This window comes from Streptomyces sp. CNB091, from assembly GCF_000377965.1.
The window spans coordinates 102941-124424 of the sequence record NZ_KB899011.1; the positions used below are offsets into that span (position 1 = coordinate 102941).

19 protein-coding genes are annotated in these 21484 nt (G+C 72.0%); 7 read left to right on the forward strand and 12 right to left on the reverse strand.

All coding sequences use genetic code 11. From position 1 onward, the window contains the following. Positions 1 to 393 precede the first annotated feature (393 nt). The gene (locus tag D581_RS0131555) at positions 394 to 879 is read left to right on the forward strand and encodes an RcpC/CpaB family pilus assembly protein (protein WP_026291085.1); all 486 of its coding nucleotides are present in this window, start codon (positions 394 to 396) and stop codon (positions 877 to 879) included. Between the two features lie 113 nt (positions 880 to 992). Beyond that, complete coding sequence (locus D581_RS0131560) at positions 993 to 1583, forward strand: large conductance mechanosensitive channel protein MscL (protein ID WP_018961117.1); 591 nt, start codon at positions 993 to 995, stop codon at positions 1581 to 1583. Positions 1584 to 1599: 16 nt separating this feature from the next. On the opposite strand, the gene D581_RS0131565 is transcribed toward D581_RS0131560, so the two are convergent. The 6 genes from D581_RS0131565 to D581_RS0131590 form a co-directional block, all read right to left on the reverse strand. After that, positions 1600 to 1824: a hypothetical protein gene (locus D581_RS0131565; protein WP_018961118.1), complete on the reverse strand. Its 225-nt coding sequence runs from the start codon at positions 1822 to 1824 to the stop codon at positions 1600 to 1602. Positions 1825 to 1885: 61 nt separating this feature from the next. After that, positions 1886 to 2281, reverse strand: coding sequence for a hypothetical protein (locus D581_RS0131570; RefSeq protein ID WP_018961119.1), 396 nt, complete (start codon positions 2279 to 2281; stop codon positions 1886 to 1888). Then, a complete protein-coding gene (locus D581_RS0131575; RefSeq protein ID WP_018961120.1) occupies positions 2278 to 2985 on the reverse strand; it encodes a Rieske (2Fe-2S) protein in 708 nt (235 codons plus the stop codon). Before D581_RS0131575 ends, D581_RS0131570 begins: the two co-directional genes overlap by 4 nt. After that, complete coding sequence (locus D581_RS0131580) at positions 2982 to 3584, reverse strand: 4Fe-4S dicluster domain-containing protein (protein ID WP_026291086.1); 603 nt, start codon at positions 3582 to 3584, stop codon at positions 2982 to 2984. The genes D581_RS0131575 and D581_RS0131580 overlap by 4 nt, the downstream gene beginning before the upstream one ends. A gap of 6 nt (positions 3585 to 3590) precedes the next feature. Further along, a complete protein-coding gene (locus D581_RS0131585; protein ID WP_018961122.1) occupies positions 3591 to 5918 on the reverse strand; it encodes a molybdopterin oxidoreductase family protein in 2328 nt (775 codons plus the stop codon). Next, a complete protein-coding gene (locus tag D581_RS0131590; protein ID WP_020679260.1) occupies positions 5915 to 7024 on the reverse strand; it encodes a hypothetical protein in 1110 nt (369 codons plus the stop codon). The genes D581_RS0131585 and D581_RS0131590 overlap by 4 nt, the downstream gene beginning before the upstream one ends. 197 nt (positions 7025 to 7221) lie before the next feature. Between D581_RS0131590 and D581_RS0131595 the strand changes: the two genes are divergently transcribed. After that, positions 7222 to 8328 (forward strand): P1 family peptidase, encoded by a 1107-nt coding sequence (locus D581_RS0131595; protein ID WP_018961124.1) that lies wholly within the window; start codon positions 7222 to 7224, stop codon positions 8326 to 8328. Positions 8329 to 8653: 325 nt separating this feature from the next. Beyond that, positions 8654 to 9409, forward strand: a complete 756-nt coding sequence (locus D581_RS0131600; RefSeq protein WP_018961125.1) for a DUF6227 family protein — start codon at positions 8654 to 8656, stop codon at positions 9407 to 9409. A gap of 92 nt (positions 9410 to 9501) precedes the next feature. Here the strand turns inward: D581_RS0131600 and D581_RS0131605 are convergent, their stop codons facing one another. Further along, positions 9502 to 11142, reverse strand: a complete 1641-nt coding sequence (locus D581_RS0131605; RefSeq protein WP_486585899.1) for an MFS transporter — start codon at positions 11140 to 11142, stop codon at positions 9502 to 9504. Positions 11143 to 11203: 61 nt separating this feature from the next. Here D581_RS0131605 and D581_RS0131615 point away from each other — a divergent pair, with 61 nt between their 5' ends. Beyond that, complete coding sequence (locus tag D581_RS0131615; protein ID WP_032753397.1) at positions 11204 to 12277, forward strand: WYL domain-containing transcriptional regulator; 1074 nt, start codon at positions 11204 to 11206, stop codon at positions 12275 to 12277. A 131-nt stretch (positions 12278 to 12408) separates the two neighbouring features. Here the strand turns inward: D581_RS0131615 and D581_RS0131620 are convergent, their stop codons facing one another. Together D581_RS0131620 and D581_RS0131625 are read right to left on the reverse strand one after the other, a co-directional pair. Further along, on the reverse strand, positions 12409 to 13410 hold the full coding sequence (locus D581_RS0131620) for a sigma-70 family RNA polymerase sigma factor (RefSeq protein WP_026291087.1): 1002 nt from the start codon (positions 13408 to 13410) through the stop codon (positions 12409 to 12411). Between the two features lie 451 nt (positions 13411 to 13861). Next, positions 13862 to 14644 carry a dioxygenase family protein gene (locus tag D581_RS0131625; RefSeq protein WP_018961130.1) on the reverse strand — a complete coding sequence of 261 codons (783 nt, stop codon included), beginning with the start codon at positions 14642 to 14644 and terminating at the stop codon, positions 13862 to 13864. A 252-nt stretch (positions 14645 to 14896) separates the two neighbouring features. On the opposite strand from D581_RS0131625, the gene D581_RS0131630 reads away from it, so the two are divergent. Continuing rightward, a complete protein-coding gene (locus D581_RS0131630) occupies positions 14897 to 15409 on the forward strand; it encodes a MarR family winged helix-turn-helix transcriptional regulator (RefSeq protein WP_018961131.1) in 513 nt (170 codons plus the stop codon). A 111-nt stretch (positions 15410 to 15520) separates the two neighbouring features. Here the strand turns inward: D581_RS0131630 and D581_RS0131635 are convergent, their stop codons facing one another. Together D581_RS0131635 and D581_RS0131640 are read right to left on the reverse strand one after the other, a co-directional pair. Next, positions 15521 to 17044, reverse strand: a complete 1524-nt coding sequence (locus D581_RS0131635; protein ID WP_018961132.1) for an MFS transporter — start codon at positions 17042 to 17044, stop codon at positions 15521 to 15523. A gap of 199 nt (positions 17045 to 17243) precedes the next feature. Beyond that, positions 17244 to 17948, reverse strand: a complete 705-nt coding sequence (locus tag D581_RS0131640) for a TetR/AcrR family transcriptional regulator (RefSeq protein WP_018961133.1) — start codon at positions 17946 to 17948, stop codon at positions 17244 to 17246. A gap of 271 nt (positions 17949 to 18219) precedes the next feature. Between D581_RS0131640 and D581_RS0131645 the strand changes: the two genes are divergently transcribed. After that, positions 18220 to 19497, forward strand: a complete 1278-nt coding sequence (locus tag D581_RS0131645; protein ID WP_018961134.1) for a M6 family metalloprotease domain-containing protein — start codon at positions 18220 to 18222, stop codon at positions 19495 to 19497. Here the strand turns inward: D581_RS0131645 and D581_RS0131650 are convergent. Continuing rightward, entirely contained in the window at positions 19484 to 21433 is a 1950-nt protein-coding gene (locus D581_RS0131650) for an AMP-binding protein (RefSeq protein WP_018961135.1), read from the reverse strand. The genes D581_RS0131645 and D581_RS0131650 overlap by 14 nt on opposite strands. Between the last annotated feature and the right edge of the window lie 51 nt (positions 21434 to 21484).

A 21484-nucleotide genomic window follows, 5' to 3' on the forward strand; every position in this document is an offset into this window, starting at 1 on the left:
ACGGGTGACGGAGTTATCCCCAGGGCGAGGACTGTCCACAGGCCTCAGCGGGATCTGCGTGGGCGGGGGAAAGTGAGGGGAGTTCGGCCGGATCAACCGGTCCGAACTCCCCTTTCGCGTTCCCTTTCGCGTTCCCTTTCCCTTGCCATCGTCCGCCCGAATCGAGGTGGTGCCATGTCCCCGTCCCCATACCCGTCCCTGTCCCCGTCCCTGTTCACGCCCCCGTCCACGCTCACATCCGTATCCGTATCCGCTCCGGCTCCGGCTCCCACGTCCATGCCTCCTTTCCCGTCTCGGTCCCCTTCGCCGTCTCCGGCGCCGTCCCGGTGCCCGAGTCCGCCTCCGGCGCCGGTGCCCGCGCCGTGCGGGGTGGGGCCGTTCGGGCCCGTGCGCGTGCGGGGCGGTGGCGCGGACCGGCTGCGCCGGATGCTGCGCCGACAGCGGCGGGCGGCGGCTGCGGGGCTCGCGCTGGCGGGTGCCGCGCTGGCCACCACCGGTCTGAGCGGTGCCGACGGAGAGGCCCGCCCGCCGGAGGCTCCGCCGGGGGCCGGCAGGTCGTCCGTGCGGCTGGTCTCCGCGCCGGTCAGGATCGCGGACCCGGAGACCGTACGGCTGCTGCGCCCCGGGGACCGGGTCGATGTGATCGCGGTCGAAGATACCGGCGACGAAGCGCGCGTGGTGGCGCGAGGGGTGCGCGTGGCGAAGGTGCCGCACGCGGCCGCAGCATCCGGCGGTCTCACGGCGGACGTTTCCGGCGCCGGGTCGGAGGCCGGGGCGCTGGTGGTGTTGGCCGTGGAGCGGTCGACGGCCACGGCGCTGCTGGGCGCGGGCGTTTCGGGTCGGCTGGCCCTGGCGGTGGCGGTGGCCGATGCGAACTGACGTCCTCTCACGTCACCCGGGAGGCCCAACGGGTTGGACAGTGCTGCCTTCTCCCGCCTTGGGTGGCGGAGCAGTTTGCTCCCCTCACCGCCCATGCGAAGGAAGGCTCACCCGTGAGCGAGAAGAAGGTCAGTCTGCTGGAGGGCTTCAAGGTCTTCCTGACGCGCGGCAATGTGATCGACCTCGCGGTGGCTGTCGTCATCGGCGCCGCGTTCACCAACATCGTGAACGCTGTCGTCAAGGGCGTGATCAACCCCCTGGTCGGTGCGTTCGGGACTCAGGACCTGGACAGCTACAGCTCCTGCCTCCAGGGCCCCTGCACCACGGACCCGAAGACCGGAGAGATGGACGGGATCGAGATCCTGTGGGGCTCGGTGCTCAGCGCTGCCCTCAGCTTCCTGATCACCGCCGCCGTCGTGTACTTCCTGATGGTGCTGCCGATGGCCAAGTACCTGGCCAGGCGGGCGGCCATGCAGGCCGCCAAGGAAGGCGTGCAGGAGACGATGGAGGTGAGCGAGCTGGAGGTGCTGAAGGAGATCCGCGACGCCCTCGTGGCCCAGCGCACCGGTGGCGCGCCAGGCTCCCCCGCGCCGCACTCGGGCGACTCCCCCGGGCCGCACTCGGGCGACTCCGCCAGGCCGGGCTCGGGCGAAGAGCTGGGCGGGGCGGGCGGGGCAGGCGCGGGTCCGCGCGAGGACCGGTAGTCCTCCGGGCCCTCGCTCAGATGTGGTGGGGCGGCTTCTCGTCCAGGAAGCGCGCGAGGTCGGCGGCGCTGCCGCCGGAGAGAGGCCGCTCGCCCCACCCCTGGTCCGTATCGTCCGCGGACTGCCGGTCCAGCGGATCGTCGAAGTCCAGAACCGGCTTGGGCTTCGGTTCCCTGTGCGGCTGCTCCTGTGGCTGCTGCTGCTTCGCATCGCGCGGGCTGGGGGCGGGGGCGGCGCTCATGTCTCCAGGGTACGGCGGCTCACCCCGAGGTGTGAGCCGCCGTGGAGCCGGGCGGTGGGTGTCAGCGGTCCTTCGGGTCGATCAGCCACAGCCCGAGAACGACGAGGAACGACAGGCAGAGGAAGCCGGCCCCCCACCAGGCCGTGCCGGTGTTGCCCTCCATCCACTCGTCGATCAGGACCGTGAGTCCCCAGAGCTGGCCGATGACGACGGTCATGGCCAGGGTGAGCCGGGCGGTCAGCTTCGAGGAGCGCTCGGGGTCCTGGTCGGTGCCCGCTCCGGGCCCGGGGCCGGTGTGCCGGACGCGGGGGTCCCCGTATCCGCTGGTGGGGCGGATCTGCGGATACCGCTCGTGGACGGGCCGGTTCAGTTCGGGATCGGCGCTGCCGGGGTGGTACGTGGGGTAGTGGCTGCCGGGGGGCGGCAGCGGCTGTTCGGGGTGCGGGGCGTCGCTCATGCCCGCCTGCCCGGGTTCTCGGCGGTGGCGGAGGGCTCGCGCGCGCCGGCGGCCCGGGGCGGGGATTCGGCTCCGCCGCCGATGTCGGGGCAGCCGATGCGGGAGGCGAGGTCGGGGCGGTCGCCGCCGAGCTGGCGGCAGAGGCCTCCCTCGATGCTCTCGCCGGAGCGGGTGGTCCCCACGGCCCAGATGCTGCCGTCGTCCTGCTCGATGACCACGACCTTCGGCAGCCCGCGTGGTGGCGGCCCCGCCGTGACCTCTCCGGACCGGGCGTCGAAGACTCCTTCGTGGCACGGGCAGTACAGCTCGCCCTCGCTCCCCCGGTCCTTGCGCCAGAGCACGGCGCAGGCGAGGTGGGTGCAGACGGCGGAGTAGCCGACGAGGGTGCCGTCGTCGAGGCGGACGGCGACGGCCCGGTCCTCCTCGCCCGGGTAGCGGAAGGTGGTCGACTCGCCGGGCAGGAGTCGCCCGGCGATGCGCTTCGCCTCGGGGGCCTTGCCCTCCTCGCCGTCCCCGTGGCGGTGGAGCATGCCCGCGGCCACCCCGATGCCGCCGACGGCGAGACCGCCGGAGACGGTGGTGACGATCCGGAGGTAGTCGCGTCGGGTGGTGAGGGAGTCGGCGGCGATCCGGTCCTGGAGGGCCTCGCGCGGGTCTCCCCCGGCAGGGTGTTCTCCACCCGGCTGCTGATCGGTGACGCTCATCGGCGGACGTCCTTCCCGTTGATCTCCACGACGGGAAGCCCGCCGGGTACCGGCCACTGGACCCGTTCGGCGGGGACGACCATGGCCACACCGGTGCGGACCTCGGTCTCGCCGAAGACGAAGGTGTCGGCGACCTGGACGCCGGGGCGCTCCGCCTGGAGCTCCTCGACGGTTCCGTAGAAGAGAGCTCCGGTCGGGCAGACGGTGGCGCACATCGGTGCGAGACCGTAGGCGGTGCGGTCGTAGCAGAGGTTGCACTTCATCTGCAGCTTCGCCTGGAGGTCGATCTTCGGTACGCCGAAGGGGCAGGCGTTGACGCAGTTGGAGCAGCCGATGCAGCGGGTGGTGTCGGCCTGCTGCACCACGCCGTCCGCGGTCACCAGGATCGCGTCGGCGGGACAGACCTCGGCGCACGGGGCGACCGGGTCCTCGCAGTGCATGCAGACGGTGGGGAGGGAGGCGACGGAGTGACCCTCGTCGGTGTAGTCGAGGTGGATCATCGATGTGCCGCGGTGCGAGTCGCACTCGCGGCAGGCGGAGAGACAGGCCTGGCAGCCGATGCAACGCCCCGGGTCGATGAAGATCGTTCTGCCCATCACGGGGCTTCAGCTCCTCTCCGAGGTGCCACGGCCCTGGGGGGCCGTGGGAGGCAGCGGGTCGGTACGGGAGACCTGGGTCTCCGGGTAGGCGACATGGCCGGGAGCGACCGGCGGGGCGGGGACCTCGTCGATCCGCTCGGCGTGCTCGATGCGGCAGGCGCACACCTTGTACTCGGGGATCTTGGACCGGGGGTCGAGGGCGTCGATGGTGAGGGCGTTGGCCGCGGTGGGGACGGGCCAGTGGTACGGGATGAACACCGTGTCGGGGCGGATCGCCTCGGTGACCAGGGCGGGGAAGACCTCGCTGCCGCGCCGGGTGACGACGCGGACGGGCTCGCCGTTGCGGAAGCCGTGCGAGGGGTGGATCTCGGCCCAGGGGCGCGGGGTCTGTTCGACGAGGGCGCCGAGCCTGCGGGTCTGGTTGCCGGAGAGGAAGTGGGCGACGGTGCGGCCGGTGGTGAGCGACATGGGGTGCTCGTCGTCGTACGGGTCCATCGGCGGGTGCCATTCGACGACCTGGAGGTGGATCTTGCCGTCGGGGTGGTAGGTCTTCCCGTCCTCGAAGAGGCGCGGGGTGCCGGGGTGGTCGGTGGTGGGGCAGGGCCAGGCGATGCCGCCGGTCTCCTCCAGGCGTTCGTAGGTGATGCCGTAGTAGTCGTTGACGGTGCCGGCGGAGGCGACGCGCAGCTCGTCGAAGACCGACCGGGAGTCGGGGAAGTCGAATTTGTCGCCGGCGCCGAGCCGTCGGGCGAGTTCGCACATCGCCCAGGTGTCGGTGCGGACGCCGGGCGGCGGGTCCTGGGCCTTGTTGTGCTTGACCACGCGGGCTTCCGCGTTGGCCATCACTCCTTCGTCCTCGGCCCAGGTGGTGACGGGGAAGACGACATGGGCGTTGGCCGCGGTCTCGGAGAGGAAGAAGTCGAATTGCGCGTGGAACTCGGTGGCGTCGTACCCCTCCTTGACCACCCGGTAGTTGGGCAGGGAGACGAAGGGGTTGTTGCAGATGCCGATGAGGCCGCGGATCTCGCGGCGCTGCATCTGCCAGACCATTTCCATCATGGAGGTCCCGGCGGGCGGGAGGTCGGACTCCTCGATGCCCCAGATCTCGCAGATCTGGCGGCGGTGCTCCTCGTTCATGATGGAGCGTCCGCCGGGGAGGAGGTCCGCCTTCTGGCCGTGCTCGCGGCCGCCCTGCCCGTTGCCCTGGCCGGTGATGGTGCCGTAGCCGGCGCCGGGTTTGCCGATGTGGCCGGTGGCGGTGCAGAGGTTGATCACGGTGAGGCAGTTCTCGACGCCCTGCGAGTGGTGCTCGATGCCCCGGGCGTGCCAGGCCATGGCCTTGGGTGCGCGGGCGAAGGTCCGGGCGACCTGGACGATCTGCTCGGCGGGGATCCCGCAGATCGCGGCGGCGCGGGAGGGCGGGTATTCGGCGGCCTTGGCCTTGACCTCCTCCCAGCCGGTGGCGTGGGCGGCGAGGTAGTTCTCGTCGGTGAGCCCTTCCTCGATGACGACGTGCAGGACGGAGGTGAAGAAGGCGGAGTCGGTGCCGGGCTTGAGGGCGACGTGGATGTCGGCGGTCCGGGCGATGGCGGTCTCGCGCGGGTCGATGACGATGAGGCTGGCCCCTCGGTCCCGGGCCCCCCAGACGTACTGGGTCATCACGGGGAAGCACTCGCCGACGTTGGAGCCCGCGATGAGCAGGCAGTCGGTGAGCAGGATGTCGGAGAAGGGGTTGCCGGCCCGGTCGATGCCGAAGGCCAGCTTGTTGGCGCCCGCCGCGCTGACCATGCAGAGGCGGCCGTTGTAGTCGACGTGCCGGGTCTTGAGCGCGACCCGGCCGAACTTGCCCACCAGATAGGTCTTCTCGGAGAACAGGCTGGCCCCGCCGAGGAGCCCGAAGGCGTCGTTGCCGTGGGTCTGCTGGATGCGCTTGATCTCGGAGACGGTGAAGTCGAGCGCCTCCTCCCAGGAGACCTCGCGGAACTCCTCGTCGCGGGAGCGGCGCATCAGCGGGGCGGTCAGCCGGTCGGGGTGGTTGACCTGCTGGTAGGCGTTGATGCCCTTGGGGCAGAGCCGCATCCGGTTGATGTCGTGGTTGCGGGGTTCGACACCGAAGACCTTGCCGCCGCGGTCCACGCGCAGATACATCCCGCACTGGACACCGCAGAAGCAGCAGTGGGTCGGCACGAGCGTCTCGCCGTTCTGGTCGGCGTGCCACTGGTCGGCCGGGATGCCGCCCGCGTCCCGGAAGGCGCGGGTGCCGGGAGGGGCGAGGGAGGGGTCCAGGGGGATGAAGGTGCGGCGGTCGGCGGCGGGTCGCGGATCCGCGGTCATTTGAAGCCCTTCTTCACATGGGAGAGGTAGGCGCTGCCGCGCAGCACCCGCTTGCAGCGCGGGCAGTACTCGGCCCAGGAGTCGAAGTCGAGCCGGAGGTCGCGCATGGTGCCGCGCAGGTTCTCGACGTAGGGGCCGGTGTCGATGGGCTCCTCGCAGCGGCGGCAGGCGAACACCTCGTCGTCCTTGCGGCCGGTGTACTTGAACAGCTGCATGCCGACGGCGGCCGGTCGCTGGACGATGTGGAAGAACTTGCCGAACGGGATGTAGATGAGCGTGAAGACGACCGACACCATATGGAGGATCGCGAGGAACTGGTAGCCACCGCCGTGCAGGAAGATCGAGGAGAAGGTGAGCAGCAGCCCCGTGACGGAGATGACGATGAGCGCGATCAGCGGCACCAGGTCGTAGGCGAAGCGCTGGCCGGTGGCGGCGCCGCGGTCCTTCATGCGGCGCCACAGGAAGTACGAGGCGCCGGGGATGACGAGGACGGCGGCGATGTCCAGGCCGTGGAACATCAGCCAGCCGAGGACGTTGAGCGAGTCGAATCCGAGGATCTTGAAGCCCCAGATCCGCATCTCGTAGCCGGGTCCCGATCCGCTGCCGGAAGTGAAGGTGAACCAGCCCCAGGTGAGGGGGAAGGTGATCAGGGCGGCGAGGACGCAGCCCCAGAAGATCAGCTGGTGGGCGGCCCAGCGGGCGTGGGAGCGGGCGCCGAGGAACTTCTGGAAGCCCAGATAGGTGGCGATCATCTTCGGCAGGGCGGTGGGGGCCCTGCGGAAGTTGTCCAGGGAGAAGAGGCTGCGCCAGCCCTGTTTGAAGAGGCGTCGGGCACCGGGGGCGGAGATCCAGACGGTGTACCGGTAGGCGACGCCGAAAGCGAGGAAGACCGTGGCCACGGCGTAGGGGAGGAGGGCCGAGTCGAAGTTGCGGAGCATACGGCTGCCGAGCACGATCGCGAGGATCAGCAGGGCGGAGACAACCACGCCGACGAGCGTCGCCCGGGTGGTGACGGACCGGGGGCCGGTAGCGGAGGGAGACGTGGCCGAGGGGCCGTCAGGGACATCGGGCTCGGCTGCTGCGGTGGCTTCTGAGGGCTCGGTCACCCGGCCACCGTAGGTCTATTTGGGTTGATTGAACCCGTTTTGGTGAGTGAGAGGGTGAGAGGGTCGCCCGGACAGTCGCAAGGGTCGCCTTGCCCGGGCGGGGCGCTTCGGACTCACCGCGCCCCGCTCGCCGGTACGTTCGCAGCACATCGGCTCGCACTCCCGCGGGCCACGACCCCGACCGGAGGAGCCGCACGATGATCCCCGTGAACCCCGAGGACGACGCCGAGGGCCTCGGGGCCGGGGCCGCCGAGTACCCGATCCCGCTGGACGCGCTGACCGATGTGGCCGGGATCCGCGTCGGCCACGCCGAGGTCGCCGGTGCAGGCGCGTTGAGCGGAACGACCGTCGTCCTGGCACCCGAGGGCGGGGCCGTGGCCGCCGTGGACGTACGGGGCGGCGGGCCGGGCACCCGGGAGACGGACGCGTTGGACCCGCGCAGTCTGGTGCAGCGGGTCGACGCCGTCGTCCTCACGGGCGGCAGCGCGTACGGGCTCGACGCCGCGTCCGGCGTGATGGCCTGGCTGGAGGAGCGGGGCCGGGGCGTCCGGGTCGGCCCCGGACCCACCCAGGTGGTGCCGGTCGTTCCGGCCGCCGCCCTCTTCGACCTCGGCCGGGGTGGCGACTGGCGGGCCCGCCCCGACGCGTCGACCGGCCGCGCCGCGGTGGAGGCCGCGGCAGCCACCGGGGCCGGGGAGCCCGTGGCCGAGGGCGGCGTGGGCGCGGGCACCGGCGCGGTGGCCGGGCAGCTCAAGGGCGGCGTCGGCACGGCGAGCACCCGCCTCGCCTCCGGGGTCACGGTGGCCGCCCTCGTCGCGGTGAACGCGGCGGGCTCGGTGGTCGACCCCCGGACCGGGGTGCTGTTCGGGGAGTACGGGGCCGGGGACCCGCCGGCCCACCCTTCGGCCGAGGTCCACACGGCGGCGGGGCGGCGTCTCGCACGGGAGCGGGAGGCGACGGAGGCGGCCGGAGGCGGGGCCCCGCCGTTCAACACGACGATCGCGGTCGTCGCCACGGACGCGGACCTGACCCGGGCGCAGGCCCAGAAGCTGGCGGGCACCGCACACGACGGGCTGGCCCGCGCGGTGCGCCCGGTCCATCTGCTGACCGACGGGGACACCGTGTTCACGCTGGCCACCGGGCAGGTGCGGGTGCCACCCGGGGACCCGGTGGCCGTCAACGAGATCCTGGCGGCGGGCGCCGACGTCCTGGCGCGGGCCATCGTCAAGGCCGTGCGCGCGGCCCGGAGCACCGAGGGGCCGGGCGGCAGGCTCCTCTCGTACACAGAGCTGTACGGCGGCTAGCCTGCGGCACGCACTCGCACGGCGGTCGGCGGTCCGCGGTCGGCGGTCGGCGGTCGGCGGTCGGCGGTCGGCGGTCGGCGGTCGGCGGTCGGCGGAACCTTGGGGCGCGCGGCGTGAGCGAGGGGCGTGAGCGAGGGGCGTGTGGGCGCCCGACTCACCATCTGCGTAAGGGAGTTCACCCCAAGCGCCCGAAATGCACCGGGAGCACGCGGGGAACTTTCTGCGTGCGCCCTACGTTTTCACGAACCCCGGTCACGATGCCGGACCCAGGGACTACGTTAAGCACGCACCAAGTAACACGCGGCGACGGCCTGGAGACACCACCTTGAGCGATCCGTACGAGACAACCGAGCACCACCTCGACCGACTCCTGCGACGCGCCCTCAACTCCTTCGACCTGCCCGACAGCACGGTCGACCGCCTCGGCAGCGCGCTCGCCCACAGCAGTTCGCTGCACTCGTCGCACCACAGTTCCGTGCTGCACCGCGAGACCTACCGTCACACGTATCTCCTCACCGACGGCTCCGCCCTCACTCTGTGGGAGCTGGTGCACAGCGGAGGCCGGGACGTGCGGATACCGCGTCGGCACGAGCTGTACGACGACGAGGGCGACGCCCGCATCGCCGCGTCCCGGCTCGCGGGAAGCCTCTCCGACTCCCCGGCCTTCGGCGACGAGGGGGTACAGGAGGGCCAGGGCGAACTGGAGATGCTGACGGTCCTGATGTCCGCCCCGCCGGCCCCGCTCCCCCGGACGTACGCCCCCGACAACTCCGCGGACCACGCCCGCCGGGTGCTGCGCCGCGCGGAGAACGCCGACCGGCCGGGCGAGCAGAAGGCACGGCTGCTCCGGTCGGCGTTCGCCCACCACATCACCCAGATCTTCGGGCGTCAGTGCCGCGTCGACGGCCGCTCGGCGGGTTTCACGCTCTACGAGCACGCGTTCCTGCTGCTCGACGGCAGCGAGACGAGCCTGTGGGAGGTCGAGCACACGGCGACGCCCGACGGCCGCCACATGTGCGAGGTGTACGAGGACGAGCACACCGCCCGTGCGGCGATGGAGAGCCGCACCCGGATCTGCTGACCCGGACACCATCGTGACCGGCCCGGGCGGATGATCCGCCGAGGCCGGTCACTGGGGGGCAGAGTGGGGCCGGGTCACGCCGCCCCCACGGATCAGCGCGCGCCGCCCCCCAGGTTCGCGACACCCTCCACGTTCGCGACACCCTCCACGTGGGCCTCGTCCTCGACGTGGGCCTCGTCCTCGACGTGGGCCTCGTCCTCGACGTGGGCGCGCGGCCGGGCGGGCAGCGCGAACATCACCAGGAAGATCACCGAGAGCACCCCGGTCACCCACCACAGCGACTGCTGGAACGCGTCGACGAACGCCGGGCCGACCTCGTCGGGGGCCAGTCGGTCGCCGATCGCCCCGAAGAAGACGACGGACACCAGGCCGAGACCGAGCGCCGTCCCCATCTGCTGCACGGTGTTGATCAGCCCTGACGCCGAACCGGCGTGCTCCTTGGGCACTTCGGAGAGCACGGCGTCGGTCAGCGGAGCCACGATCAGCCCCATCCCCACGCCCATGACCACCAGCGGGACGGCCATCTGCAAGGACGTGATGCCCATCCCGTACTGCTCGCTCTCCCAGAGGTAGATCAGCAGTCCGGCGATCATGAGGAGCGCCCCGGCCTGGAGGACCTTGCGGCCGAAGCGGGGCACCAGCTTCTGCACCGAGACCCCGGCGGCCACCGAGACGGCGGCGGAGAACGGGATGCCCGTCGTGCCGGCGCGCAGCACGCTCCAGCCGAGACCCATCTGCATGTACATCGTCCAGACCAGGAAGAAGATGCCGAGGCCGACGCCGAAGGTCAGCTGCACGGCGATGCCGGCGGCGAAGCTCTTGACCCGGAACAGGGACAGTTCGATCAGCGGCGAGCCGTCGCTCAGCGCCTTCTGCCGCTGGTAGGCGACCAGCGCCCCGAAGACGAACAGGCTGCCCACCATCGAGAGATGACCCCAGAGCGGCCAGCCCAGCTCGTGTCCCCGGGTGAGCGGGTAGATGAGCATCAGCATCGCCAGGGTGATCAGAGCGACGCCGGGAAGATCGAGACGGACCGCCCGGGGGGCCTTCGACTCGGTGATGAACTTCGCGCCGAGGATCAGTCCGGCGATCCCGACGGGCAGGTTGATCAGGAAGATCGGCCGCCAGCCGAGCCCGAAGAGGTCCCACTCGGTGAGCAGGGCGCCCAGCAGCGGACCGGAGACCGCGCCGAGTCCGACGACCGCGCCGAAGAGGCCGAAGACCTTGCCGCGCTCGTGGGCCGGGAAGGTGGCGTGCACGATCGAGAGGACCTGGGGCACCATCAGGGCCGCCGTCGCGCCCTGGAGGATCCGGGCCGCGACCAGTATCTCGGGGCTGCCCGCGAAGCCGCACAGGGCGGAGGCGAGCGTGAATCCGCCGATGCCGACGAGGAAGAGCCTCTTGCGCCCGTAGATGTCGCCGAGGCGGCCGCCCGTGATCAGTCCGGCCGCGAACGCGAGGGCGTAACCGGCGGTGATCCACTGGATCGCGGAGACCGAGGCCCCGGTCTCGCGCTGGATGCTGGGGATCGCGATGTTGACGATCGTGACGTCGACCAGGTCCATGAACGCGGCGGTCATCACGATGGCCAGCGCGAACCAGCGCCGCCGGTCGGCCGGGGCCGGCACGGGTGCCACCGGTGTCTTCACCGTTGCGGGCGGAGCGGGCGGCGTGAGCGGCGTGGGCGGAGCGACGTACGACGCCGTGGGCGGCGGGGGTGCGGAAGAAGGCATGGGAGGAACCTAGGCATCCATTAGGTCAGATGATGGCCTGATGGTCCGCCATCCTGAGGCCATGTCCGACACTCCAGCACGACTGCTGAAACTGCTGTCGCTCCTCCAGACCCCCCGCGAGTGGCCCGGCGGCGAGCTGGCCGAGCGGCTCGCCGTCAGTCCGCGCACGATCCGCCGCGACATCGACCGGCTGCGCGACCTGGGCTACCCGGTCGAGGCCTCACGCGGCTCCGTCGGCGGCTACCGCCTGGTGGCGGGCGCCGCCATGCCGCCCCTCCTGCTGGACGACGAGGAGGCGGTGGCCATCGCGGTGGGGCTGCGGGCCGGTACGGGGCACGCGATCGAGGGCGTGGACGAGGCCTCCGTACGGGCGCTGGCCAAGCTGGAACAGGTGCTTCCCTCCCGGCTCCGGCACCGGGTCTCCGCGCTCCAGAACGCCACGGTGCCGCTGACCCGGGGCGACGGCGCCACCATCGACCCGCGGACCCTGACGACGCTGGCCTCGGCGGCCACCGGGCGGGAGCGGCTGAGGTTCGCGTACCGCAGCGGCGACGGCACCCGGACGAAGCGGCAGGTCGAGCCGTACCGGCTGGTGAGCACCGGGCAGCGCTGGTACCTGGTGGCGTACGACCTGGGCCGGGAGGACTGGCGTACGTTCCGGGTGGACCGGGTCGGCGAGCCGTACGCGACGGGGGCGCGGTTCGCGCCGAGGCCGCTGCCCGTCGAGGGCGCGGGGAGCGACGGGAACGACGCGGGCGGCGAGGCGCGGAGCGACGCGGAGGGCGGGGACGCGGCGAAGTACCTCACCCGGTCGATACGGCGGATGCAGCCGGAGCTGTGTCTCGATGTGTGGTTCGGGGCGCCGGCGGAGTTCGTGGCGGCGCGGCTGCCCGCGCACTTCGGGGCGCCGGAGCCGGCCGGGGAGGGCGGTTGCCGGCTGCGGGCCTCGTGCACCGATTCGCTGGAGTGGGTGGCGCTGCGGCTGGCGTTGGTGGACTGCGAGTTCTCTGCGCAGGGGCCGCCGCAGCTGGTGGAGTACCTGGAGGGGCTCGGCGCCCGGCTGACCCGCGCCGCCGGGGGTCGGCGCCCGGCCCGGCGCCCGGCTGAGCCCTCGGCCGATCCGGAACAGGGATGAGCCCCGACGCCGGGGGGGGGTGGGCGCCGGGGCTCAGCTCAGGGACCGGTGAAAACCGGTCGGGTGACCGGAATGACCCGGTCGGTCGGCCGGTGCGAACCGGCTTGATGGGGAGATTACGGGTTATTGGCTCACGCCGCAGCGTCAAAGCCCGTGTCGTGAGCCATTCGCTTCAATTCGAGCAGTGCGTGCTTCTCTATCTGGCGGATCCGCTCCCGCGTGAGACCGTGCTGCTTGCCCACTTCGGTCAGCGTCCGCTCCCGGCCGTCCTCGATGCCGTACCGCATCTTGATGATCGAGGCGGTCCGGTTGTCGAGCTTGCCGATCAGGTCCTCCAGCTCCTCGCTGCGGAGCAGAGTCATCACGGACTGCTCGGGCGAGACGGCGGAGGTGTCCTCCAGCAGGTCGCCGAACTGGGTGTCGCCGTCGTCGTCCACGGACATGTTGAGGCTGACCGGATCGCGGGCCCAGTCCAGGACGTTGCCGACGCGCTCGGGGTTGGAGTCGAGCTCGGCGGCGATCTCCGCGTGCTCCGGGTCGCGCCCGTGCTCGCGGTTGAACTCGCGCTGGACCCGGCGGATCCGGCCGAGCTCCTCCACCAGGTGGACGGGGAGCCGGATCGTGCGGGACTGGTCGGCGATGGACCGGGTGATGGCCTGCCGGATCCACCAGGTGGCGTACGTGGAGAACTTGAAGCCCTTGGCGTAGTCGAACTTCTCGACCGCACGCACCAGGCCCGCGTTGCCCTCCTGGATCAGGTCGAGCAGAGGGAGCCCCGCGCGCGGGTAGCGGCGGGCCACGGCGACGACGAGCCGGAGGTTGGAACGGATGAATATGTCCTTGGCGCGCTCGCCCTCGGCGACCAGCGCCTCCAGCTCCTCACGCTTCGCGTCACCGGCGGAGCTCTCCACCTCGCCGTCGAGGATCTGCTGGGCGAAGACGCCCGCCTCGATGGTCTGGGAGAGGTCGACTTCCTTGGCGGCGTCGAGCAGCGGTGTGCGGGCGATCTCGTCCAGGTACATGCCGACCAGGTCGCGATCGGCGATTTCCCCGCCCACGGCGCGAACACTGCCTGCCCGGCCGGATCCACCGGAGGTGGTGGACGTACGACGGGCGACGGCACGGGTTGCCATGCGTGCTCCCTTGCTGAGTAGGTCGCGACACCCTTTCGAGGTGCCCTGCATCCGATGGAAACAACGACTGGAATCCGGACAGAATTCCCATGCCGCACATTCACTTTCGCGATCATGCAGTACCCTGTCCGGCGCCGACCGCTGGATTCCGCTTCCGGTTTCCGCCGGACGCGCAGGTCAGAGCCGGTGGCGGGGCCGACAGGCCCTTTTGCGGCTCTCCGGCCGGGTACCCGGAATCGGCTCGTGCATGAGACCGCACTCACACGCACGTCCCACGACCCCTCGCCCGGCCGCCGCCCGGCGCCCGGGGAGCCGTGCTCCCACCCCGAAGGACGGATCGGGCGGCGTTCGGGTTGCTCAGGGTGGCCGCGACGCGCGGCCGAACCCGTAGCCCAGCTGGACCTGAGCGCCCAAGCCCCTCATCCGCCGAACCCCGAGCGCCCCGATCTCCTCAGCCGAACTGCACCGAGCGCTTCGCCAGCCCCATCCAGAAGCCGTCGATGACGCTGCGCCCCCGGTCCAGCTCGTCCTCGGCAGCGCCCAGCGTCACGAACAGCGGCGCGAAGTGCTCGGTGCGCGGGTGGGCCAGCTTCCCGGCCGGGGAGGTGTGCTCGAAGTCGATCAGCGCGTCGATGTCCTGGGCCCGCAGCGCGCGGTCGCCCCAGTCGTCGAACTCCGCCGACCAGCCGGGAACCCCGCCGCCCGGGTGGCGCAGGGCGGCCAGGTTGTGGGTGAAGAAGCCGCTGCCGACGATGAGCACGCCCTCGTCGCGCAGGGGGGCGAGCTTGCGCCCGACGTCCATCAGCTTCCGCGGGTCGAGGGTCGGCAGGGAGATCTGGAGTACGGGGACGTCGGCGTCCGGGAACATCTCCACCAGCGGTACGTACGCCCCGTGGTCGAGGCCGCGGTCCGGGATGTCCTGGACCGGCGCCCCGGCGCCACGCAGCAGCTTGCGGACGCTGTCGGCCAGCTCGGGCGCGCCCGGGGCTCCGTAACGCACCCCGTAGTAGTGCTCGGGGAAGCCCCAGAAGTCGTACACGAGCGGCACGGTCCCGGTGGCGCCCAGCGCGAGCGGGGCCTCCTCCCAGTGGGCGGAGACCATCAGGATCGCGCGGGGGCGGGGCAGCCCCGCGGACCAGGCGGCGAGCTCGCCGGGCCAGACGGGATCGTCGGCCAGCGGCGGTGCGCCGTGCGAGAGGTAGAGGGCGGGCATCCGCTCCGCGGTGGCTGTCATGGCACTCCCATCCACTGGACACGGTCCCAGGGAGACGGGTGCCGCGCGGGGCACACGGACACGGGATCCGGTCACGAACTCGTCCGAGCAGGAGTTCCCCGAGGTCATCCGGGGGATCGTTGTTCAGGGGCCCTGCGAAACTCCTTCGGATCCCCTGCGGGGATCTCTCGGGGCAGGTTTCTTGAAACTTCAAGCTCCTACCTCCGGAGACCTTAGCCCTATCTAGTTAAACTTTCAAGAAAAGGTCGTACAGTGGAGTACATGACCACGGCATCCACCAGCGCGCCGCGCTGGCTCACCGACGAGGAGCAGCACGCCTGGCGCGCCTATCTGCACGCCACCACGCTGCTGGAGGATCACCTCGATCGCCAGTTGCAGCGCGATGCCGGCATGCCGCACACCTATTACGGACTGCTCGTCCAGCTCTCGCAGGCGCCCCGCCGCCGGATGCGGATGACGGAGCTGGCCCGGAACGCGAAGATCACCCGTTCCCGGCTCTCGCACGCCATCGCCCGGCTGGAGAAGAACGGCTGGGTGCGCCGCGAGGACTGCCCCTCCGACAAGCGCGGCCAGAACGCGGTGCTCACGGACGACGGCTACGCGATGCTCCGCCGCTCGGCCCCGGGGCACGTCGAGGCCGTACGGCAGGCGATGTTCGACCGGCTCACGCCCGAGCAGGTGAGCAGCCTCGGGGAGATCATGCGGGTGCTCGCGACGGGCCTGGAGCCGGAGGGCACGGACGCGGATCTGCCCTGGCTCCGCTGAGCGAGCGATCGCTGAGCGGAACCAGGGCAGGGAAGCCACGGGCAGGAGAGCCCGGGCCGGGGAATCACGGGCAGGGACGCTACCGGGACGGGGCAGGAACCGCCGCCGCCGTCAGTGGGCGACGACCGGAATCCTGAACTCCTCCTCGGCGTCCGCGTCGGACGCGCCGTCCGTCCCACCGGGCCCCATCTTGGGGCGGCCGGTGTTGATGAGGGCGATCGCGATGGCGGCGGCGACGACGAGGATGCCGACGGCCCACCAGATCGCCGCGGCGAAACCGCTGACCATGGCCTGGAGCTCCAGGAGCCGCGGGTCCGTGGCGCGGGCCGCGTGATCGGCGACGTACGCGGTGGTGGCGCTCGCGGCGATGGTGTTCAGCAGCGCGGTGCCGATGGCGCCGCCGACCTGCTGCGAGGTGTTGACCATCGCGGAGGCCACGCCCGCGTCACGCGGCTCGATGCCGTGCGTGGCCAGGGACATCGCCGGCATGAACGCCGTACCCATACCGAGGCCGAGCAGCAGCATGCCGGGCAGGATGACGGCCGCGTAGCTGGTGTTCAGGTCCAGCTGGGTCAGGAGCAGCATGCCGACCGCGGCGACCAGGAAGCCGGGGCCCATCAGCAGGCGCGGCGGGACCCGGGTCATCAGCCGGGTGCCGATCTGGGTGGAGCCGGTGATCATGCCGACGATCATGGGCATGAACGCGAAGCCGGTCTTCACCGGCGAGTAGCCCTTCACGACCTGGAGGTAGTAAGTCAGGAAGAGGAACAGCCCGAACATCGCGATGATGGCGAGCCCCAGCGAGAGGTAGACCCCGCCGCGGTTGCGCTCGGTGAGGACGCGCAGCGGCAGCAGCGGCGACTTCACGCGCGCCTCGGTCACGACGAAGGCGACCAGCAGCACGGCGGCGGCGACGAACATCGAGACGGTCAGCGTGTCCGACCAGCCGGCCGACTCGGCGCGGGTGAAGCCGTACACCAGGGCGACCAGGCCGAGCGTGGAGAGCACGACGCCGGGGATGTCCAGCGGTGCGCGGTTGCGGGCGCCGGAGGGCTCACGGATGACGAAGTACGCGCCGGCGGCGGCGACGATGGCGAACGGGATGTTGACGTAGAACGTCCAGCGCCAGTTCAGGTACTCGGTGAGCAAGCCGCCGAGGATCAGCCCGACCGCGCCACCGCCACCGGCGATGGCGCCGTAGATGCCGAAGGCCTTGGCGCGCTCCTTGGCGTCGGTGAACATCACGGCGAGCAGGGAGAGGGCGGCCGGGGCGAGCAGGGCGCCGAAGACGCCCTGGAGGGCCCGGGAGCCGAACATCATCGCCTCGTTCTGGGCGGCCCCGCCGAGCGCGGAGGCCAGCGCGAAGCCGATCAGACCGACGACGAAGGTGCGCTTGCGCCCCCACAGGTCGGCGATCCGGCCGCCGAAGAGGAGGAGTCCACCGAAGGCGAGGGCGTAGGCGGTGATGACCCACTGCTTGTTGCCGTCGGATATGCCGAGGTCGGTCTGGGCGGAGGGCAGAGCGATGTTCACGATGGTCGCGTCGAGGACGACCATCAGCTGGGCGAGCGCGATGAAGGCCAGGGCCTTCCAGCGGCTCGGATCGGGAAGGGCTGTGTCAGCCGTTTTTGGCATGGGTAGATCCACCTAAGGACGTGAGGGCGCCGAGGCGTCGCGTAGTGGGCGTCGGCGGTACGTGCTCGTGTACGCGCGACGGGGTGCGGTGAGGCGAAGGAGATGAGACGGGCGAGGTGAGGCGGTGGGCCGGGTCCCTCGGGGCGCGGCCGGAAGGGGTTCAGGTCGGTGCGGGGCCAGGACGGTTCGACAACAGCTCTTAGGGGCGCCGCAGGTCCTCCAAGGTCGCCGCCGATCCGGGCAGTTCGGAGCGGGCCGGGGACTCCAGTCCGTCCAGGAACAACTGCAGATGACGGTGGGTGAACCGGTCGATGCCCTGGCAGGCGATGCCGGGGAGCGGCCGGGTGAGCTGGGAGAGGGCGACGAGTACGTCACCGACGGCGATGTCGGCGCGCAGCCGCCCCGCGGACATGGCGCGCGCCACGAGCCCTTCGACGGCCTCTTCCAGGCGTCGGCGCTCGGCGAGCAGTTCGGGGTGGTCCTTGTCGAAGACGCCGGAGAGCATCGGGCACAGGGCGCCGATCCGCTCGTCGGCGGCCGCGTGCACGAAGCGGCTGAGCGCGGCGAACGGGTCGGACTCCACCGCGGCGGCCTCCTCGGCCCGGAGCGTGGTGCGGGAGGTGACCGCGAGGACGACCTCATGGGTGAGGGCGGCCCGGTCGGGGAAGTTCCGGTAGAGCGTGGCGTTGCCCACGCCGGCTCGCCGTGCGACGTCGTCCAGCGCCACGTCCGGCCCGAACTCGACGAACAGCTCGCGCGCGGCCGTGATGATCCGCTCGCGGTTGCGCAGCGCGTCGGCCCGCGGGCGCGGCGCCCGGCACGGTGCCGCGGGTGCGGCGCCGCCGACGGCTGCCGGTGCGGTGCCCTTCGCGGCGGTCCTGGTGGCCCCGGCGGTGGTCTCCACGACGACGCTCCTCCTCTTCTTCCCTCTGGGTAGTCGGCCGACCCCCATCGGTAACCGGGGACCGCTTCCCCGTTTAGCGGGGGACACGTATGCAAACGGGGAGAGGCTCCCCGCTTATTTCCCCCTCCCATGTGACCCGCGCCACATCGCTACGGGGAGAAAACCCTCCGATCGGCGCACCCAGCGAGCGGCCCCGGACCACCCGGCACAGGCTGATCGCCAGAGCGCAGTCAGGGGTCGGCCGACTGCCGCGGACCCCGAAGGCGCCTCTATGCAGCAGCCCCGCCACCGGATACGCAGACACCACCGCCCGGTCGCCCTGGCCGGAGCGACCGCGCTGGTCATAGCGGCCGTGGCCTCGGCCAGCACCACCCTTCCGAGCGCCGGCCGCGCCTCGGCGGGGCCGGCGGCCACCAGCCAGGACTCCGCGCTCGCCCCGTGCCGGATCTCCGCCACCATGGGCGTACAGATGTCCGAGGGGCTGCCGACCCCGCCCGGCTACGCCCGGTCGACCGGCGAGATCAGGGCGCTCAACCTGATGATCGACTTCCCGGACGCGGAGGGAACGGAACCCGCGACGGACCGGTACGCGGAGTTCTTCCCGCAGACCTCCGAGTGGTTCAGGGCCAGCTCCTACGGCCGGCTCGTCTACCGGCCCGAGGCCCCCGTCAAGGAGTGGCTGCGGATGCCGATGCCCTTCACGGAGTACGGGATAGAGCGCGGCTCCCCCTTCGAGCCGGGCTACCGCCAGCTGGTGAAGGACATCGTCGCGGCCGCCGACCCCCGGGTCGACTTCTCCGCGTACGACCTGGTCAACGTCCTGGTCAGCCCGAACGCCGGCCCCTCCGCGCTGGACACCGTGCTCTCGGTGACCTTCTCCGGCAACGACGAGGCCCCGACGGCGGACGGTGTCCCGCTCTCCAACACGTCGTTCGTCTACAGCCGCCAGGACGACGGATCGGGGTCGTACGCCGAGACCGGCTACCGCGTCCTGCCGCACGAGAACGGCCACGTCTTCGGGCTACCCGACCTTTACACGATGGAGGGCGGCGGCTCGGTCGGGCACTGGGACATCATGTCCGAGGACTGGGGCGCCAACAACGACTTCCTGGCCTGGCACAAGTGGAAGCTCGGCTGGCTCGACAACGAGCAGATCAGCTGCGCGTCGCGGGCCGGCGTCAGCGAGCACACCCTCGGGCCGCTGGCCGCCGATGGCGGCACCAAGCTCGCCTTCGTCCCGCTGAGCGACCGGTCCGGCTACGCCGTGGAGGTCCGTACGGCGGCGGGCAACGACGAGGCGGTCTGCCGGCCGGGGGTCCTGATCTACAAGGTCAGCTCCGACGTGGACACCGGCCAGGGCCCGGTCTCCGTCGCCGACGCCACCGAGGACAGCGGCGGCTGCACCCGGCGCCCCAACGTGCACGCGGAACTGTCCGACGCTCCGTTCCGCCCCGGCCAGACCTTCGTCGACCGGGCCAACGGCGTACGGATATCCGTGCTGGACGAGGACGACGACGGCAACTACCGGGTGCGGGTCACGCGCCCGTGAGCGGGGGCTCGACCTCCGCGGCGCACGACGGACCGCACGCCGGGGTGCCCTTCCCGGCGCTTCTCCCGGCACTCCTCCCGGCGCTCTTGTCGGCGCCCTGCGCGGCGCTCCTCCCGGCGCCCTTGTCGGCGCCCTGCGCGGCGCTCCTCCCGGCGCCCTCCGCGGTGCCGCCCTCCTCGGTGCCGCCCTCTTCGAAGGCGCCCTCCGCGAAGGCGCGGAGGCGGGGCTTGAGCAGCTTCCCGGTGGGGTTGCGCGGAAGCTCCTCGTCAGTGAACAGCACCCGGGCCGGCACCTTGAAGGCGGCGAGCCTCGCGCCGACGTGCTCGCGCAGACCCCCGGCGGTGACCCCGGCCCCGGGGCGCGGCCGGACGACGGCCGCCACTTCCTCCCCCAGCACCGGGTGCGGGATGCCGAGGACGGCGGCGTCGGCCACGTCGGGGTGGTCGTGCAGGACGCCCTCGACCTCGACGCAGTACACGTTCTCGCCGCCCCGGATCACCACGTCCTTGAGCCGGTCCACGATGGAGACCCGACCCTCGCGGCGTACGGCGAGGTCCCCCGTACGGAACCAGCCGCCGTCGCCGAAGGCCTCCTCGGTCGCCGCCGCGTCGCGCCAGTAGCCGCGGAACAGCGACTGGCCGCGCAGCCAGAGCTCCCCCGCCTCCCCGTCGGGCAGTTCCTCCCCCGACGGCCCGGCGACCCTCACCTCCGTGACCGGGGTGGGCCGTCCCGCGCCGCCCGGCTCCGCCCGGTACGCGTCCCCGAAGTGCGCGAGGACCCCGCCGCTGGTCTCGGTGAGGCCGTAGCCGTTGCGGGGCTCGACGCGTTCGCCGTACCGGGCGGTGAGGCGGGCGACCAGGGCGGGCGGGGCGGGGGCTCCCCCGGTGCTGAACAGCGTGAGGCTCTCCAGCCCGTCCCCTGTCCGTTCCGCGGCCTCCAGCAGCTGGAGCCCGGTGGTGGGCACCCCGGCGAAGTGCGTGACACGGTGCGCCCGGATCAGCCGCAGCGCCTCGTCCGCGTCCCACTTGCGCATCAGGACGAGGGTGCCGCCGGCCGCCATCGCACCGTAGAAGCCGGTGAACGCGGCGACGTGGAAGAACGGGAACGTCATCAGGGAGACCGGGGCGGGCCCCTGACCCGGGATGACGCCGCGCGCCAGCGCGGAGGCCGCCGCGTGGTAGCGGGGGTTGAGCGCGGCCCCGGCCTGGGCGAGATGGGTGGCGACCGCGCCCTTGGGGCGGCCGGTGGTGCCGGAGGTGTAGAGAATCGTGGCGTCGTCCTCGGGCCGGGGCTCCACGTCGGGCGGCGCGGCCAGCGGGTCGGGCGCGGGGAACTCCTCGTACCGCTCGACGCGCAGCCCGGCCGCCGCCTGCCCCTCGCCCTCGGGCCCGTGGAAGAGGACGACACGCGTCCCGGTCCGCCGGGCCCAGCCGGAGACCCGCCCCAGCCGCTCCCCGTCCACCAGGAGCACCCCGGGTTCGCAGTCCTCCAGGGCGTGGACGAACTCGCCCTCGGTCCACCAGGCGTTGAGCGGTACGGCGACGAGACCGGCCAACTGGGCGGCCCAGAAGGCGATCTGCCACTCGGGATGGTTCCGCATCGCGATCACGGCCCGGTCGCCGGAGCGCAGCCCGTACCGCTCCCGCAGGCGTACGGCGAGGGCGGAGGCGGCGGCGAAGAACTCGGCGTAGGAGTAACGCTGTTCGCCGGCGACGAGGAACGGCGTGTCCCGGTAGGCCCAGGTGGTCTCCACGAACTCCCGGAGCGTACGCGGCCCGTCGGCGTACTCCGGCGTCCCCCGCTCGCCGATGACCACGGCGAAGGGCGCGCCGGGCGCGGTGAGGGAGGCCTCGATACGCGCGGCGCGCCGGGCGCGTTGCGCGGGGGCCCCGGCGTCTTCGGGGGCCGGGGACGGGGACGGGTAGGTGTGCGGCACGGACGGCCTCTCTCGCGCTGAAGCTGACGCTGACGCTGACTGCTACGCGAG

Coding starts and splice junctions, on each gene's coding strand:
- D581_RS0131575 (WP_018961120.1), bottom strand. CDS start 2,985: ATGAGCGTCACCGATCAGCAGCCGGGTGGAGAACACCCTGCCGGGGGA.
- D581_RS0131595 (WP_018961124.1), top strand. CDS start 7,222: ATGATCCCCGTGAACCCCGAGGACGACGCCGAGGGCCTCGGGGCCGGG.
- D581_RS0131605 (WP_486585899.1), bottom strand. CDS start 11,142: ATGCCTTCTTCCGCACCCCCGCCGCCCACGGCGTCGTACGTCGCTCCG.
- D581_RS0131570 (WP_018961119.1), bottom strand. CDS start 2,281: ATGAGCGACGCCCCGCACCCCGAACAGCCGCTGCCGCCCCCCGGCAGC.
- D581_RS0131620 (WP_026291087.1), bottom strand. CDS start 13,410: ATGGCAACCCGTGCCGTCGCCCGTCGTACGTCCACCACCTCCGGTGGA.
- D581_RS0131645 (WP_018961134.1), top strand. CDS start 18,220: ATGCAGCAGCCCCGCCACCGGATACGCAGACACCACCGCCCGGTCGCC.
- D581_RS0131615 (WP_032753397.1), top strand. CDS start 11,204: ATGTCCGACACTCCAGCACGACTGCTGAAACTGCTGTCGCTCCTCCAG.
- D581_RS0131565 (WP_018961118.1), bottom strand. CDS start 1,824: ATGAGCGCCGCCCCCGCCCCCAGCCCGCGCGATGCGAAGCAGCAGCAG.
- D581_RS0131585 (WP_018961122.1), bottom strand. CDS start 5,918: ATGACCGCGGATCCGCGACCCGCCGCCGACCGCCGCACCTTCATCCCC.
- D581_RS0131625 (WP_018961130.1), bottom strand. CDS start 14,644: ATGACAGCCACCGCGGAGCGGATGCCCGCCCTCTACCTCTCGCACGGC.
- D581_RS0131635 (WP_018961132.1), bottom strand. CDS start 17,044: ATGCCAAAAACGGCTGACACAGCCCTTCCCGATCCGAGCCGCTGGAAG.